This is a genomic window from Cryobacterium sp. TMT1-3 (assembly GCF_004402315.1).
GTDB lineage: Bacteria > Actinomycetota > Actinomycetes > Actinomycetales > Microbacteriaceae > Cryobacterium > Cryobacterium luteum.
Genome location: NZ_SOFW01000006.1, coordinates 265,475 through 280,988 on the forward strand (window position 1 = coordinate 265,475; position 15,514 = coordinate 280,988).

General features: G+C 64.2%; 15 protein-coding genes. 3 read left to right on the top strand and 12 right to left on the bottom strand.

The genetic code is table 11. From position 1 onward, the window contains the following. Positions 1-117: 117 nt before the first annotated feature. The 3 genes from E3O25_RS01775 to E3O25_RS01785 form a co-directional block, all read right to left on the bottom strand. Complete coding sequence (locus E3O25_RS01775) at positions 118-489, bottom strand: DUF948 domain-containing protein (protein ID WP_092107729.1); 372 nt, start codon at positions 487-489, stop codon at positions 118-120. A gap of 96 nt (positions 490-585) precedes the next feature. Then, a complete protein-coding gene (rpsD, locus tag E3O25_RS01780) occupies positions 586-1,215 on the bottom strand; it encodes a 30S ribosomal protein S4 (RefSeq protein WP_092107727.1) in 630 nt (209 codons plus the stop codon). A gap of 198 nt (positions 1,216-1,413) precedes the next feature. Then, the gene (locus tag E3O25_RS01785) at positions 1,414-2,754 is read right to left on the bottom strand and encodes a replication-associated recombination protein A (RefSeq protein ID WP_134360294.1); all 1,341 of its coding nucleotides are present in this window, start codon (positions 2,752-2,754) and stop codon (positions 1,414-1,416) included. A gap of 106 nt (positions 2,755-2,860) precedes the next feature. Between E3O25_RS01785 and E3O25_RS01790 the strand changes: the two genes are divergently transcribed. The 3 genes from E3O25_RS01790 (at position 2,861) to E3O25_RS01800 (ending at position 5,728) form a co-directional block, all read left to right on the top strand. After that, complete coding sequence (locus tag E3O25_RS01790) at positions 2,861-3,655, top strand: peptidylprolyl isomerase (protein ID WP_134360295.1); 795 nt, start codon at positions 2,861-2,863, stop codon at positions 3,653-3,655. A gap of 109 nt (positions 3,656-3,764) precedes the next feature. Next, positions 3,765-4,997, top strand: a complete 1,233-nt coding sequence (locus E3O25_RS01795) for a DUF349 domain-containing protein (protein WP_092107719.1) — start codon at positions 3,765-3,767, stop codon at positions 4,995-4,997. A gap of 110 nt (positions 4,998-5,107) precedes the next feature. Next, positions 5,108-5,728, top strand: a complete 621-nt coding sequence (locus E3O25_RS01800; protein WP_134360296.1) for a type IV toxin-antitoxin system AbiEi family antitoxin — start codon at positions 5,108-5,110, stop codon at positions 5,726-5,728. On the opposite strand, the gene E3O25_RS01805 is transcribed toward E3O25_RS01800, so the two are convergent. The 9 genes from E3O25_RS01805 to E3O25_RS01845 all read right to left on the bottom strand — a co-directional run bounded on the left by E3O25_RS01805 (position 5,715) and on the right by E3O25_RS01845 (position 15,471). After that, positions 5,715-7,970, bottom strand: coding sequence for a bifunctional (p)ppGpp synthetase/guanosine-3',5'-bis(diphosphate) 3'-pyrophosphohydrolase (locus E3O25_RS01805; protein ID WP_092107715.1), 2,256 nt, complete (start codon positions 7,968-7,970; stop codon positions 5,715-5,717). The two genes, E3O25_RS01800 and E3O25_RS01805, sit on opposite strands and share 14 nt — an antisense overlap. Before the next feature lie 244 nt (positions 7,971-8,214). After that, the gene (gene secF, locus E3O25_RS01810) at positions 8,215-9,228 is read right to left on the bottom strand and encodes a protein translocase subunit SecF (RefSeq protein WP_092107713.1); all 1,014 of its coding nucleotides are present in this window, start codon (positions 9,226-9,228) and stop codon (positions 8,215-8,217) included. Further along, the gene (secD, locus tag E3O25_RS01815; protein ID WP_134360297.1) at positions 9,228-10,952 is read right to left on the bottom strand and encodes a protein translocase subunit SecD; all 1,725 of its coding nucleotides are present in this window, start codon (positions 10,950-10,952) and stop codon (positions 9,228-9,230) included. Before secD ends, secF begins: the two co-directional genes overlap by 1 nt. Before the next feature lie 116 nt (positions 10,953-11,068). After that, a complete protein-coding gene (yajC, locus tag E3O25_RS01820) occupies positions 11,069-11,455 on the bottom strand; it encodes a preprotein translocase subunit YajC (protein WP_092107709.1) in 387 nt (128 codons plus the stop codon). A 224-nt stretch (positions 11,456-11,679) separates the two neighbouring features. Further along, the gene (ruvB, locus tag E3O25_RS01825; protein ID WP_134360298.1) at positions 11,680-12,759 is read right to left on the bottom strand and encodes a Holliday junction branch migration DNA helicase RuvB; all 1,080 of its coding nucleotides are present in this window, start codon (positions 12,757-12,759) and stop codon (positions 11,680-11,682) included. Continuing rightward, positions 12,756-13,421 (bottom strand): Holliday junction branch migration protein RuvA, encoded by a 666-nt coding sequence (gene ruvA, locus E3O25_RS01830; RefSeq protein ID WP_092107705.1) that lies wholly within the window; start codon positions 13,419-13,421, stop codon positions 12,756-12,758. Before ruvA ends, ruvB begins: the two co-directional genes overlap by 4 nt. Next, positions 13,418-14,110 carry a crossover junction endodeoxyribonuclease RuvC gene (ruvC, locus tag E3O25_RS01835; protein WP_166805941.1) on the bottom strand — a complete coding sequence of 231 codons (693 nt, stop codon included), beginning with the start codon at positions 14,108-14,110 and terminating at the stop codon, positions 13,418-13,420. The genes ruvA and ruvC overlap by 4 nt, the downstream gene beginning before the upstream one ends. Beyond that, positions 14,061-14,825: a YebC/PmpR family DNA-binding transcriptional regulator gene (locus E3O25_RS01840; protein ID WP_134360300.1), complete on the bottom strand. Its 765-nt coding sequence runs from the start codon at positions 14,823-14,825 to the stop codon at positions 14,061-14,063. The genes ruvC and E3O25_RS01840 overlap by 50 nt, the downstream gene beginning before the upstream one ends. Positions 14,826-14,901: 76 nt before the next feature. Further along, positions 14,902-15,471, bottom strand: coding sequence for a DUF1697 domain-containing protein (locus E3O25_RS01845; protein ID WP_092107699.1), 570 nt, complete (start codon positions 15,469-15,471; stop codon positions 14,902-14,904). Positions 15,472-15,514: the final 43 nt, after the last annotated feature.

Consider the following 15,514-nt stretch of genomic DNA (forward strand, 5'->3'; position numbering starts at 1 on the left):
CTGCGCGGCTTGCAGCCGCAGACAATAGAACAGAATTGAATGAAGCCGCAGCACCGCTAGCCGAAGCTGTCGATAAGTGGGGCGCGAGAATATCAACGCCGTGTCCAGAGTAGCCGGTCAACTCCGATTGCGCCCGGAGCGCGGCCTCCCGGCGCGAAAGGCCGCCCGCACGCCGGCCGAGAAACCGGCGAGCTTGATCAGCGGCCCACCGACGGTCGCCGCGAACAACGCGACGAGCGCTGAGACGTTACCGGTGACATCCGCTACGTTGCTCGTGATGGTGTCGACTCGCGCCAGCTGGTGATTGGTGGAGCGAATGGTCTCGGTCGTCTCGGTGAGAATCGGGGTGATTCCGTCGCTGAGTTCGTGAATGGCCGCGGTCGTCTCGTCGAAGACCCGGCCCAGTTTGACCAGCGGGATGGCGATGAACGCAACCAGGATCGCGAACACGCCGGCTGCGACGAGGCCGGCAATATCTCCACCTGACACGGTGACTCCACTCTGTTCGAGGGCTCGGCGCGAGCCCGGGTATGCAAAAAGGGCGGATCCCCCTGAGGTGATCCGCCCTTCAGCGTAGCGGTTGTGTTATCGAGCTGCGTAGTACTCCACGACGAGCTGAACTTCACAGGTCACGGGGATCTCGATGCGCTTCGGGGCGCGCACGAGGCGGGCCTGAAGCTTGTCGAGCTCAACCTCGAGGTACGGCGGGAGCTTGGGAAGCAGGTCGACGTGTCCGCCGGCTGCTGCAACCTGGAAGGGCTCCATGCCCTCGCTGCGAGCCTTGACGTGCATGAGCTGGCCCGGCTTCACGCGGAAGGAGGGCCGGTCAACGAGCTCTCCGTCAACGAGGATGTGACGGTGCACGATCATCTGGCGAGCCTGCGCCGTGGTGCGCGCAATCGCGGAGCGAACGAGGAGGGCGTCGAGACGGGTCTCGAGGATCTCCACGAGGTTCTCACCGGTCAGTCCCTGACGACGACGAGCCTGCTCGAAGGCAATCTTGAGCTGGGCTTCGCGGATGCCGTACTGGGCGCGTAAGCGCTGCTTTTCGCGCAGACGAACGGCATAGTCCGAATCGGTCTTGCGCTTGGTGCGGCCGTGCTCACCGGGTGCGTAGGGGCGCTTCTCGAGGAAGCGGGCTGCCTTCGGCGTGAGGGCAATGCCCAGGGCGCGCGAGAGGCGAGTTTTACTGCGGGTACGTGACTTGGTAGACACGGTTTCCTTTCAATCGGACTCAATAACAGGGATACCAGGGCGGGTGTCGACAGAGTCGTCACCGGTCATGGGAGATCAGAGGATTGGGTGCCATGGGACGTTCGGCTACAGAACGATTCCCCTCCAAACCGGAAACGGACGCAGCCGCATGCCGAAACCAGTTGTAGGCAGAGTCAAGGTTAGCATACGAGAACCCACTCACTGGTTGCGTACGATGCGCCGGATTTTGAGGAGGCGGGCGGAGATATCGCGTTCGTGGCCGTGCTCGGTCGGTACGTAATACTGGGTGCTTTTCAGTTCGGTCGGCGGGTACTGCTGGGTGACCACGCCGAGGGCGTCGTCGTGCGGGTACAGGTAACCCTTGCCGTGCCCGAGCCGCTTGGCCCCCGGGTAGTGCGCGTCGCGCATTCCCTTGGGCACGCGGCCCATCTTCCCGGCCCGCACGTCGGCGATTGCCGCGTCGAGGGCCATATAGGCGGCGTTGGACTTGGGGGCGGTCGCGAGGTGCACGACCGCCTGCGCGAGGGGAATCCGGCCCTCCGGCATGCCGATCAATGCCACCGCGTCGGCGGCGGCCACGGCGATCACAAGCGATTGGGGGTCCGCCATGCCGATATCCTCCGAGGCGAGGATGATGATGCGGCGACAGATGTAGCGCGGGTCCTCACCGGCCTCGATCATGCGGGCCAGGTAGTGCAGCGCGGCGTCCACGTCGCTGCCGCGCACCGATTTGATGAAGGCACTGATCACGTCGTAGTGCTCGTCGCCGTTGCGGTCGTAGCGCAGCAGCGCCCGATCCACCGCGAGCGAAACGATGTCGGTCGTGATCACTGGCTTCCCCGTAGCGCCGGCTTCCAGCGTTGATTCCGCCGAAACGGATGCCGCCTCCAGCGCGGTCAGCGCCCGCCTCGCATCGCCGGAGGCGAGGCGGATGATCGCGCCCCGAGCCTCCGGCTTCAGTTCGAACCGGTCGGCCAGGCCGCGCGCATCCGTGACGGCGCGATCCACAACGATGCCGAGGTCGTCGTCGCTGAGCACTTCGAGGGTGAGCAGCAGCGACCGGGACAGCAGGGGCGAGATTATTGAGAAGGAGGGGTTCTCGGTAGTTGCGGCGACCAGAATGACGACGCCGTTCTCGACCCCCGGCAGCAAAGTGTCCTGTTGAGCCTTGGAGAAACGGTGGATCTCGTCGAGAAACAACACGGTGGAGAGCCCATACAGGTCCCTATTGGTGCGAGCGTCTTCCATCACCTGGCGCACGTCCCGCACGCCGGCCGTCACGGCGGACAGCTCGACGAAACGGCGTCCCGAACTGTGCGCTATTGCCTGGGCCAGGGTCGTCTTGCCGGTCCCTGGCGGTCCCCACAATATGACCGACACGCTGCCGCGCTCCCCTGTCTTATCGCTCGCGAGACTCACCAGGGGTGAACCCGGCGTCAGCAAGTGGCGCTGGCCGGCGACCTCGTCCAGGGTTTTTGGGCGCATTCGTACGGCGAGGGGGGTCGCACCACTGCGCAGACCCGGTTGAGCATCCGACATTCCTCCAGCGTAGTTTGTGAGAGAGTTCTACGAGGTCGGGCGCGTTGACGCCTGGTTGCTTTTTGTACGGTCGTCGCCAACCCCGACGGCCCCGGAGGGGTTCCCAGTGGCTTCGAATTACAAGATTGAGCGTGCAGCACGTGAAGAGCGCGGACGTGTTCGTTCCTACCAAGCCCGGCGCGCGGTGCACGAGCATCAGCAGAAGCGTCGCGTGCGCGACAATCTGATCGCCGGCGGCGGTTTGCTCGTCGTGCTCACCTTGATCGTCGTCGCGCAGGTCTTCTACTTCGACGGTGGCCCCGGCACCCCGGCACCGACAGCAGCCGCGAGTGCAACTCCAACGCCCGCAGCCACCGCAGCGGCCGGTGAGAACTCGGGTGACGTGCCCGCGAGCACCCTCGCCGAGGGACGCACCTGGACCGGCACACTCACCCTCAACGACATTCCGCTGAGCATCGAACTCGACGGTGCGCTCGCACCGCAGGCGGTGTCGTCGACCATCAGCCTCGTGCAGGGTGGCGTCTACGACGGCCTCACCTGTCACCGCCTCACGGTAGAAGGCATTTTCGTGTTGCAGTGCGGCGACCCCGCCGGCGACGGCACGGGCGGACCGGGCTACAACTACGGCCCGGTGGAGAACGCCCCGGCCGACGATTCTTATCCGGCGGGAACGCTGGCGATGGCCCGCTCCGGTGACAACGGCTTCTCCAACGGCAGCCAATTCTTCATCGTCTATGAAGACAGTACGATTCCGTCCGATTCAGCCGGCGGCTATACCGTGCTCGGCAAGATCACGAGCGGCCTCGACGCGGTCAGGGCGCAGATCACCGATGCAGGCATCAGTGCTGACGGCGTCTCTCCGGTCGTGCCGACGACGATCACGGCGATAACAGTTCAGTAGGATCGATCGATCCCCCTGCGCTATTGCAATAGGCTTATCAGGGTATTTCTTAGGTTTCGCACTCGTCACTCCCGCGGATCCACACAACAACTCAGCAAAGGTGAGGCTCTTGACTACGACAGATCAGCAACCATGGGGTCGCGTAGACGAAACCGGCACGGTTTATGTGCGCGAGGCAGCCGGCGAACGCGCGGTCGGCCAGTACCCGGATGCCACTCCGGAAGAGGCCCTGGCCTACTTCGAACGCAAGTATGTTGAGCTCAACGGGCAGGTCACCCTGCTTGAGCAGCGTGCCAAGGGTGGCGCTCCCGCCGCAGACATCGCCAAGTCAGTGGCCAACCTGACCGTTGCCGTCGCCAACGCCAATGCCGTGGGCAACCTCGCCGCACTGGCTGAACGTCTCGGCGCCCTCGGCGGGGCCGTCAGTGAGCTCACCGAACAGCAGAGCATTGAAACGAAGGCTGCATCCGCTGCTGCCGTCGCCGAGCGAGCCGAAATCGTGGCCGAGGCCGAGCGCCTGGCCGCCGAAGATCCCGCCAAGACACAGTGGAAGCAGACCAGCGCTGCCCTCGACGCCCTGTTCGCCAAATGGCAGGCGCACCAGCACGACGCTCCGCGCATTCCCAAGGGCGAAGCCAACGACCTGTGGAAGCGTTTTCGCGCCGCACGCACCACGATCGAGCAGAACCGCAAGGCGTTCTTCGCGGAACTGGACAGCGCTCACAAAGACGTTCGTACCAAAAAGCAGCACCTGATCGAACAGGCCGAGGCCCTCGCCCCCCAGGGTGCCGACGGCGTCTCCGCCTACCGCAACCTGCTCGACGAGTGGAAGAAAGCCGGCCGCAGCGGCAAGAAGCAGGACGACGCCATGTGGGCGAAGTTCAAGGCCGCCGGCGACGTGCTTTACTCGGTCAAGAGCGAAGTTGAAGCTCAGGACAACGAGGAGTTCTCCGCAAACCTCGTGCTCAAGGTCGAACTTCTCACCCAGGCCGAGACCCTGCTCACCACGACCGATCGCAATGCCGCACGCGACACCCTCACCGCGATCCAACGCAAGTGGGACGAGATCGGCAAGGTCCCCCGCGATCAGGTCAAGCCGATCGAGGATCGCCTCCGCAAGGTGGAGGCCGTAGTGCGCAAACTCGACGACGACCACTGGAAGCGCAACAACCCGGAAACCAAGGCCCGCACCGAGGGCCTGGCCGGTCAGCTGAACGACGCCATCGCCAAGCTCGAGGCAGAACTCGCCACGGCGCAGAAGGGTCAGAACGCCCGCGCCATCAAGGACGCCACAGAGGCACTCGAGGCCCGCAAGGCCTGGCTCAAGGCGATCGGCGAGTAGTCCGCGCGAGCAGCATTCGCGGTTATCCACAATTCCGCGCCGAGCTCAGCTTCTCCACAGGTCCAGGCTCCTTCGGGGGCCCGGACCTGTTTAAGCGACATTCTGGTGGCATGACAACTCCACGAGACCGAGTGCTCACGGTCAACGACCTGGCGCTTGCCGAACTCTACGGCGCCCGCCTCGACGGGCAGGTTTTCCAGGTCGCCGACTCTTGGTGCGTGATCGACGAGATAGACGGATGCTCCAGTCGGGCCGTCGCCGCCAGCCAGCTGGTTCCGCCCCGCGCCATCGCCGAGCAGCTCACGGCCGCGTGGATTTACGGTGTGGCACCGGAGCCCCGCCGTCACCAGTTCTGTGTTGTGATCGGGGCGCGCACAACGGCACTGTGGTCGCCGCGGGCTCAGGTGCGCGAGATCGTGCGCACTCCCGATGACGTGCACACCATCGCTGGCGTCCGCATCACCACTCCCCTGCGTACCGCCGTCGATCTTGCCCGTTACACGCCGACGTCAACGTCGCCGCTGACGAACGACCTGACGCTGCTCCTGGCCCGACTACTGCATTACGGCCAGTTCACCGACGTCGCGGCCGCCGTGCGCCTGTGCAAACGCGGCAGTCCGGCCCACAGCACCCTGGCCGTTGCCCGGTTCGCGGCCGTCAGCGCCCCACTCAGTGCCCTGCGGCACAGCACGGAGCCTGGCCCGCCGGTCCCGCCGGTTAGCCGTCGCTGACCCGGTAGACGTCGTAGACGGCATCAATGCGCCGCACGGCATTGAGCACGCGATCGAGGTGGGTGGTGTCCCCCATCTCGAAGACGAACCGGCTGAGGGCCAGGCGGTCGCTCGAGGTATTGACGGTGGCCGAGAGAATGTTCACATGGTGCTCCGACAACACGCGAGTGACGTCGGAGAGGAGGCCGGACCGGTCGAGGGCTTCAATTTGAATGTGCACCAGGAACAGGCTTTTCGAGGTGGGCGCCCACTCCACCTCAATCATGCGCTCGGGTTCCTTGAGCAGGGACTGCACGTTGTGGCAGGCGGCCTGGTGCACCGAGACGCCGGCGCCGCGGGTGACGAAGCCCACGATCTTGTCCCCCGGCACGGGCGTGCAGCACCGGGCGAGCTTGACCAGAATGTCGGGCGCACCGCGAACGAGCACCCCAGAGTCACCGTTGCGGGTCGTGTGCGGCCGACCTCGTGCGGCGACCGGAAAGTCGTTGCTGTCGATGTCTTCGATGCTCTGCACCGACGAGACGACCTTCTCGAGCACGGACTGGGTGGAGACGTGCCCCTCACCGACGGCGGCGTAGAGCGCCGACACATCTTCGTACTTGAGCTGGGCCGCGACCTCCGCGAAGGAGTCCTGGTTCATCAGTTTCTGCAGCGGAAGGTTCTGCTTGCGCATGGCGCGCGCGATCGCGTCGCGGCCCTGCTCAATGGCTTCGTCGCGGCGCTCCTTAGTGAACCACTGCCGAATTTTGTTGCGCGCTCTGGGGCTTTTGACAAAGTTCAGCCAGTCTTTGCTGGGGCCGGAGTCGGGGTTCTTGGAGGTGAACACCTCGACCACGTCGCCGGTGATGAGCTCACTCTCGAGCGGCACCAGGCGGCCGTTGACCTTGGCTCCCATGGTGCGATGGCCCACCTCGGTGTGCACGGCGTAGGCGAAGTCGACCGGGCTGGCGCCGGAGGGCAGGCCGATGACGCGGCCTTTCGGGGTGAAGACGTAGACCTCTTTGGCGCCGATCTCATAGCGCAGCGAGTCGAGGAACTCGCCTGGATCGGCCGTTTCCGCCTGCCAGTCTGAGATGTGAGCGAGCCAGGCCATGTCGGTGTCGCTCTGCGGGCCGGGTCCGCCGGCACTTTTGCCGTTGACCTGTTCCTTGTATTTCCAGTGCGCGGCGACGCCGAATTCGGCACGCTGGTGCATCTCGGTTGTGCGGATCTGAATTTCTACGGCGCGACCGCTCGGGCCGAGAACCGTCGTGTGCAGCGACTGGTACAGGTTGAACTTGGGAGTGGCGATGTAGTCCTTGAACCGGCCGGGCAGCGGCGTCCACCTGGCATGGATGGATCCGAGCACCGCGTAGCAGTCCCGCACGGAGTTCACGAGGACGCGAATACCGACGAGGTCGTAGATCTCATCGAAATCCCGACCACGCACGACCATCTTCTGGTAGATCGAGTAGTACTGTTTGGGGCGCCCGGCGACCTTCCCGCGAATGCGGGCCGATTTGAGGTCGTCGTTGATGGTGTCGATGACCTGCTGCACGAATTCTTCGCGCTGCGGCGTGCGCTGCTTGACCAGGCTTTCGATTTCGGCGTAGAGCTTGGGATACAGCACCGCGAACGAGAGGTCTTCGAGTTCCCACTTGATGGTCTGGATTCCCAGCCGGTGCGCGAGGGGCGCGTAGATCTCCAGCGTTTCTGTGGCCTTGCGCACGGCGGATTCGTTGGGAACAAAGCCCCAGGTACGGGCGTTGTGCAGTCGGTCGGCGAGTTTGATGATGAGCACTCGGATGTCTTTGGACATGGCGACGATCATCTTGCGCACGGTTTCGGCCTGGGTTGAATCGCCGTATTTCACCTTGTCGAGCTTGGTGACCCCGTCGACGAGCATCGCGATTTCATCGCCGAAGTCGGCTCGCAGGGCATCGAGGGTGTAGTCGGTGTCTTCGACGGTGTCGTGCAGCAGAGCTGCAGCGATGGTTTTGGTACCGATTCCGAGGTCGGCCAGAATCTGTGCCACGGCGACCGGGTGGGTGATGTACGGTTCGCCGCTCCGCCGCAGCTGACCGTCGTGCGCGCGCTCGGCGGCCGTATAGGCACGTTCAATGATCGACAGGTCTACCTTGGGGTGGTTCAGTCGCACCGTCTTGATCAGGCGGTCGACGGCTCCGGCCGGCTGGGCCCGGGAGAAGATGCGCGGAACCAGACGGCGCAGCGACGCCGGGGAGGGGGTCGTCGTGTCCGTCATCGTCTCACCTCGTCACGCCCGTCGAAAGACGCTGAAGGGCTTTGCGTTGTATCAATTATGCCGGTTCCCGGGGCGCCGTCCGTACGCCCTTGGCAGAACGTAGGGCGGGGGCCTACGCAAATTTCGGACGAAAAGGAAAGAGCGGGGCCCCTACCCGATTCCCTTTTGGTGGAAAATTTACTCCGGCCCGGTACCAAAACGGCCAGCCCTGCTGGGCTGGCCGTGTCGGTTGTTTCAGGTCAGGCTAGGCCGTGACGCTCTCCGCGGCCGGAGCCGAGGCTTTCGCACGGGCCGCAATGGCTTTCTTGTCGTGCTTGCGGATGGCGTCCTCACCGTTTCGCAGCTGGGCGTACAGCGGCGAGGCAATGAAAATGGTCGAGTAGGTGCCGACCAGAATTCCGATGAGCAGGGCAAGTGAGATGTCGCGCAGGGTACCGGCGCCCAGCACGAACGCACCGATGAACAGAATCGACGCCACGGGCAGAGCCGCGACGACGGAGGTGTTGATGGAACGCACGAGCGTCTGGTTGACGGCGAGGTTGACCGATTCGGAGAAGGTGCGGCTCGAGCCTGACCCGTCGAAGTTGGTATTCTCCCGAATTTTGTCGAAGACCACGACCGTGTCGTAGAGCGAGTAGCCGAGAATCGTCAGGAAGCCGATCACCGCGGCCGGTGTGATTTCGAAACCGGTGATTCCGTAGAATCCGGCGGTAATGACCAGGTCGTGAAGCAGCGCGACCATGGCCGCCACCGACATCTTCCAGGTGCGGAAGTAGATGGCCATGATGATGCCGGCGAGTACGAGGAACACGACGAGGGCGCGCAGTGCCTGCCCTGTGATGTCCTGCCCCCAGGTTGCTCCGATGAACGAGGTGGCGACTTCAGCGACCGGCACGTCGAAAGCGGCGGCGAGAGCGTCACGCACTCCGGTCGTCTCGGTTTCCGACAGCTGGTCGGTCTGCACGCGCACACCATCCGAGCCCACGGTGGAGACCTTCGGAACAGCATCGGGAACGACGCTCGCCACGGCATCCGTCGCGATGCTCTCGGACTGGCTCGTGGTCTGCGAGACGACGAACTGGCTTCCGCCGGTGAACTCGATACCGAAGACGAACCCGCCGCGCAGCAGGAACGGGCCGACCAGGGCGATAAGGATCATGCCGCCGGCGATCAGGTACCAGAGCTTGCGACGTCCCACGATGTTGAGCGACCGAGCGCCCGTGTAGAGGTCATTTCCGAATTGCGAGAAGCTGGCCATCAGGAATCCTTCCCGTCCGTCGATCGATCAGTGCTGGTACCGACAAGTTCAGACGCTTTGCGCTCGGCGATGGTCTGTCGTTTTGCCGCTTCCTTGCTCGAGGACGAGACCTTGGTCGGCGAGATCGACGCCGAGGGCTCGAACCGAGCCCGTCCGCGGTACACGGCACCGAGCGCGCGCGGGTCGAGTCCGCTGAGCTTGTGGCCCTCGTTGAAGAATTTCGTCTTGGCGATCAGCTGCAGTATCGGGTGTGTGAACAGGCTGACCACGAGGAGGTCGACGATCGTGGTGAGGCCGAGGGTCAGGGCGAAGCCCCGCACGTTGCCGACCGCGAGCACGAACAAAACGGCGGCGGCGAGGAAGTTGACGACGTCGGAAGCGACAATGGTGCGGAAAGCGCGCTTCCAACCGGCTTCGACCGACGATTCCAGACCACGACCATCGCGCAGTTCGTCACGCACGCGTTCGAAGTAGACGATGAACGAGTCGGCGGTGATACCGATGGCCACGATCAGACCGGCGACACCCGCCAGGGAGAGCCGGTAACCCTCACGCCAGGAGAGGATGGTGATGAGCAAGTAGGTGATCACCGCTGCGACTCCGAGCGAGGCCACGGTGACGAGTCCCAGCAGACGGTACTGTGCGAGCGAATATATGACCACGAGGATCAAACCGATCAGGCCGGCGATGAGGCCGTTGAGCAGCTGCGTTGAGCCGAGCGTCGCCGAGATGGTGTCCTGGCTCTGCACGGTAAAGCTGATCGGAAGAGCACCGAATTTGAGTTGGTCGGCGAGGGCCTTGGACGTCTCCTGATCGAACGACCCGGTGATCTGTGGCTTGCCGTCGAGAATGGCAGCTTGCGTGGCCGGGGCGGAGATCACGTGCCCGTCGAGCACGATCGCGAATTGGTTCTGCACGCCGGTGAGGTTGAACAGGCGCTGGGTGACATCGGCGAACTTCGAGGTTCCGTCGTTGTTGAAGACGATATTGACGGCCCACTCGCCGGTGGTCGCACCGCTCTGCGTGGTGCGCTGGCCACTGGTCGCGTCCGCGATCGTGGAACCGTCCACCTCGACCGGGCCGAGGATGTACTTGACCGAGTCGTCGGACTCGCAGGTGATGAGGGGGGCATTCGCCGGAGCCACGTTGGTCGTGTTAATTTTGCTGCAGTCGAAGGCGTCGTACTCGGCCTGGAGCGCTGGGGTGACGTAGTTGAGGTCACTCGCGTCCGTCGGCTCGACGGCGGGTGTGGTCGACAGGGTCGGATCGACAGTCACCTCCGGTGCCGGCGTCGCTGTGCCGTCAGCGCCGACGGTCTGGCCGGACGGCTGGCCCGCGACGAGCACGGCCCGAAACTCGAGCTTGGCCGACGACTTGATTCGCTCCAGGGTGGCGTCATCGGGGGTGCCGGGTATCGACACCACGATGTTCTGCCCGCCCTGGGTGTTGATCTCCGACTCGGAAACGCCCGAGGAGTCGACGCGCTGGCGAATGATGCCCACGGCCTCACTTAGTTGGTCCGACGTGACCGTCTGCCCGCTCTCGAGCTGAGGAGCCAAAATGATCTGCGTTCCACCCTCAAGGTCGAGCGCCAGCTTCGGCGTCCACGATCCGTTCTGGGTGAAGACACCGAAAGCGTTGAGAGCGATCAGGCCGACGATGAGTACGCCCAACCAGGTCAGGGAACGCCAGGCCTTTTTGGCCGGAGACGACGACTTAGCCACCTATGAACTCAGCTTTCTGTTGGCGCCCACGCCAGAATGCGTGGGCGCGCCGCGTAATGCAGGACGTATGTCGTGATGCAGGTCAAGCCAGGCGAGGAAGACCTATAAAGCAGGAGCTACGCGTCGCCCTTTTTGGGCTGCTCGGTGGTGTCGGTGTCGGTGTCGGCAACACGCTGGCCGAATTCCGGTTCACTGAGCGAATCGATGCTGTCAACGTGGGTGTCGTCGAGATCCTCTGCAACGACCGGCTCGACCACGCGAGCGATGGTCTGACGGTGGATTTCAACGATGACGCCGGGCGCGATCTGCAGTTGGACCTTGTTGGCCTCTTCATCGATGGCAATGATCGTGCCGTACATGCCGAAGTTGGTCATGACATCGGCGCCGGGAACCATGGTGGCCTGCAGGGCCTCCTGGTCTTTCTTGCGCTTACGGCCGTTGCGGAACATGAAGAAGACGAGAACGGCCAGAACGGCCAGCATGACGAGAGTCAGATTATCCATGGAGCGGTGAAACCTTCCGATTGCGGCGCGGGTGGCCGAAGCTTGTGAGTGTGGGCCAGACTAACCCACCGGCACGTGCCAGCGGATCGATCAGGTGTCGTCTTTCCCAAGTACGGCTTTTCAGGTATGGCCGATGTAGGTATAGCCGTAATTGGTATGGCCGTAATTGGTATAGCCGTAATTGGTATAGCCGTAATTGGTATAGACAGACGGGCCAAATTGAATTATAGGTCAATAAGCGTTGCACTGCCCGGTATGGTCAGGCCAGGCGGAGGGGCCAGACCAAAATGCTGCCACGCTGCGCTGGTGGCAACGCGCCCTCGCGGGGTGCGCGTGAGGAAGCCTATCCGTACCAGGAACGGCTCCACGACCGCCTCCACTGTTTCGGACTCTTCACCGACCGAGACGGCGAGCGTGTTGAGGCCGACGGGCCCACCACCAAAGCGGGTCAGGATGATCTTCATGACCTCGCGGTCGAGTCGATCAAGGCCGATCGCATCGACGTCATACAGCTCGAGGGCCGCGTGCACGGCCGCTATGTCCGCCGCTCCCCCGTGCACGAGGGCATAGTCCCGTACCCGCCGCAGCAGGCGGTTCGCGATTCGCGGTGTGCCTCGGCAGCGGCCGGCGATCTCGGCGAGGGCATCCGCTTTGATCGGCAGACCAATCAGCTGCGCGGCCCGACCGAGCACCTGTTCAAGCTCGTTCTCGGCGTAGAACTCGAGGTGCGCGGTGAAGCCGAATCGGTCGCGCAGGGGGTTCGGCAAGAGCCCCGACCTGGTCGTGGCCCCGACCAGGGTGAACGGCGCCAGGTCGAGCGGAACGGAGGTGGCGCCGGCTCCCTTGCCCACCATGATGTCGATGCGAAAGTCTTCCATGGCGAGATAGAGCATCTCTTCGGCGGAGCGGGCCATGCGATGGATTTCGTCGATGAACAGCACTTCGCCGGGCACCAACGACGACAGCACAGCCGCGAGATCACCGGCGTGTTGGATGGCGGGGCCGCTCGACATGCGCAGCGGGCGGTTGCCCTCATAGGCGACGATCATCGCCAGGGTGGTCTTGCCGAGGCCGGGTGGGCCAGCCAGAAGGATATGGTCGGGCGTGCGATTCTGCATCGTTGCGGCGGTCAGCAGAAGCTGCAACTGCCCGCGGACCTTCTTCTGGCCGACGAATTCAGCCAGGCTCGCCGGGCGCAGCGCGCCCTCGAAGGCCAGCTCCGATTCGCTCTCGAGCGAGGGATTGCTGAGTTCGGCGGCGGGGTGCTCGACGGCTGCAGGGTTGGCGGCGGCGTCGCGGGTCATGAACGATCCTTGCTGGTCGAAGCGGCGGCCGCTCCTGTGGCATGGTGCGCTGCCGGGCCGAGGCGGCCGAGGGCCAGTCGGAGCACGGCGGCGACCGCCGGCGGGGCGGAGTCGGCACCGGCGGCATCCGCCAATTCGGTGAGAGTGTCGTCGACGGCCTCGGCCGCGACGCGTTCCGACCAGCCGAGGCCGATCAGTGCCGCCTGCACGCTCGCAGCCACGGAGGTGGCTCCCAGCGGGCGGGTCGGCGTGCTGGCGGGCGTCACGGCAAGCTTTCCGGTGAGGGAGAGCACGATGAGTTTGGCTGTCTTCGGCCCGATGCCGCTCACCTTGCGGAACGCGCCGTCATCGTCGCCGGCGACGGCCTGCGCGATCTGGTTGGGCGTGAGCACGGCCAGCACGCCGAGGGCCGACTTGGGGCCGACACCGGTGACTCCGACGAGCAGTTCGAATACCGTGAGTTCCTCGGTGGTGAAAAAGCCATACAGGGTGAGCGAGTCTTCGCGTACGATGAGCGTCGTCATCAGCCGGGCTTCGTCGTTGATGCGCACGCCCAGGGCAGTGGCCGGCGTCACCTGCACGGCGAGGCCGATACCGCCCACTTCGACGACCACGGTTGAGCCGAGGGCTGAGAGGACGAGGCCACGTACGGAAGAGATCACTGCTTAAGACTACGGGGCACCACTGACAGTGCCGGTACAGACACCCCTGGCATCGACCCACGCTCAGCGGCCCGCCATGCTTTCTGGGCCGGGGTGAGTGGCCCGGGTGTGACGGTCGCTGTGATCGAAGCTACGGTCGGCAGGGTGCCGCCGGAGGCGCCGGTGCGCCACGCGTGGCAGATGGCGAGGGCGAGGGCATCCGCTGCGTCGGCCGGTTTGGGAATCTCGGTGAGGCCGAGAATGCGGGCGACCATGGTGCCGACCTGTTTCTTGTCGGCGGCCCCGTAACCGGTGATGGCGGCTTTCACCTCGCTCGGCGTGTGCAGGGTCACCGGCAGGCCGCGCTGGGCGGCCAGCAGCAGGGCGACGCCGCTGATCTGGGCTGTCCCCATGACGGTGCGCACATTGTGCTGGGCGAAGACCCGCTCAATGGCGATGAACTGCGGCCGGTGCCGGTCAAGCATCTCTTCCAGCCCCTGGGACAACAGCAGCAAGCGCTGCTCCAGGGGAAGGCCGGGCGCGCTCCGCAGCACGGTCACGTCCACCAGGCGGGCCGACCGGTTACCTTCTACGTCGACGACGCCGACACCGCAGCGGGTGAGGCCCGGGTCGATGCCGAGAACCCGGACCGCCACCGAACTACTCGGACTCGCTCGCGAGGGCGGCCTGCACGTCAGCAGACAGGTCATAGTTGGAGTAGACGTTCTGCACGTCATCGAGGTCTTCCATCGCGTCGATCAGGTGGAACACCTTGCGTGCGGTTTCGGCGTCGACCTCGATCTTGAGCGACGGAATGAAGGCGATGTCCGCCGACTCGTAGTCGATTCCGGCTGCCTGCAGCGCGGTGCGGGTGGCGACGAGGTCGCCAACGGCGGAGTGGATCTCGAACGTGTCGCCCTCGTCGATGACCTCCTCGGCACCGGCATCGAGAACGGCGAGCATGATGTCATCCTCGGTGATCGTCGGCAGGTGCTTGACCACCACGACGCCCTTCCGGTGAAAGTTGTAGGCGACACTGCCCGGGTCGGCCATGGCTCCGCCGTTGCGGGCCATCGCGGTTCGAACTTCCGCGGCAGCGCGGTTCTTGTTGTCGGTGAGGCACTCGATCATGATTGCGACGCCGTGCGTGGCGTAGCCCTCGTACATGATGGTCGTATAGTCGACCTGTTCACCCGACAGTCCGGCACCGCGCTTGACGGCACGGTCGATGTTGTCGTTGGGTACCGAGGTCTTCTTGGCCTTCTGAATGGCGTCGACCAGAGTGGGGTTACCCGAGAGATCTGCGCCGCCCAGTCGGGCCGCGACCTCGATGTTCTTGATGAGCTTGGCGAACGCTTTGGCCCGACGCGAGTCGGTGACCGCCTTCTGGTGCTTGGTGGTGGCCCATTTGGAATGCCCGGACATACATCTCCCGTTGTTGTGCTACGTCAAAAAATAAGTGAGCGCTGCGAAGTTGGTGCACGCTTGGTGCCGTTCAAGTCTATCCCGGAGTGACTTCGAGCAGCTTGTGCAGCGTGTGCAGGTTGCGCGTGGTGGTCGTGTCGCGGTACTTGAGCTTGGCGCTCTTCTTGCTGAAAGCGCTCTTGATGCCGACAGCCTTGCGCACCTCCCAGTACAGCACGCCATGGCCGAGTTCGATGCGTTCGTCGGACGCATCGAGTTCCTTGGCGTGGCCGGCGAGTTCGCTGAGATGGCCGGGGTCGGAGGAGAACATGACATAGGAATGCCAACCATCGTGGTCCGCGTTGAAGGGGTAGGCACGCACGATTCGGTCGAGCGATTCGGCGTCCACGAGCACGATCCACGCCTCATACTCGAACCGGGCGGTCAGGGCGGCTTCGATGCGGGACTTGAGGGCGGCGGCATCCACTCTGTTAATTGGCGGAGTGTCGACGAGCGGGCTGTCGATACTGAAGAGCACGTTGCCACTCGCCAGCACCGTTTTGACGTCGGTGTAGCCGAGTTCATGAAAAGTGTCGGCGAGATCGGCCATGGCAACGGTGATGCCGTTGACGTTGATGCCGCGGAGCAGTGCTACGTAACGGGTCATCGTTGACCACCGGTTGTCTGAGTCATGTCTGAACCCTAGCCAC

What these genes read in the sequence shown, in the direction of transcription:
- E3O25_RS01785 (WP_134360294.1), bottom strand. Translation starts at nt 2,754, where the DNA reads ATGTCGGATGCTCAACCGGGTCTGCGCAGTGGTGCGACCCCCCTCGCC.
- ruvC (WP_166805941.1), bottom strand. Translation starts at nt 14,110, where the DNA reads ATGACCTGTCTGCTGACGTGCAGGCCGCCCTCGCGAGCGAGTCCGAGT.
- E3O25_RS01800 (WP_134360296.1), top strand. Translation starts at nt 5,108, where the DNA reads ATGACAACTCCACGAGACCGAGTGCTCACGGTCAACGACCTGGCGCTT.
- secF (WP_092107713.1), bottom strand. Translation starts at nt 9,228, where the DNA reads ATGGCCAGCTTCTCGCAATTCGGAAATGACCTCTACACGGGCGCTCGG.
- ruvB (WP_134360298.1), bottom strand. Translation starts at nt 12,759, where the DNA reads ATGACCCGCGACGCCGCCGCCAACCCTGCAGCCGTCGAGCACCCCGCC.
- E3O25_RS01845 (WP_092107699.1), bottom strand. Translation starts at nt 15,471, where the DNA reads ATGACCCGTTACGTAGCACTGCTCCGCGGCATCAACGTCAACGGCATC.
- E3O25_RS01840 (WP_134360300.1), bottom strand. Translation starts at nt 14,825, where the DNA reads ATGTCCGGGCATTCCAAATGGGCCACCACCAAGCACCAGAAGGCGGTC.
- E3O25_RS01805 (WP_092107715.1), bottom strand. Translation starts at nt 7,970, where the DNA reads ATGACGGACACGACGACCCCCTCCCCGGCGTCGCTGCGCCGTCTGGTT.
- yajC (WP_092107709.1), bottom strand. Translation starts at nt 11,455, where the DNA reads ATGGATAATCTGACTCTCGTCATGCTGGCCGTTCTGGCCGTTCTCGTC.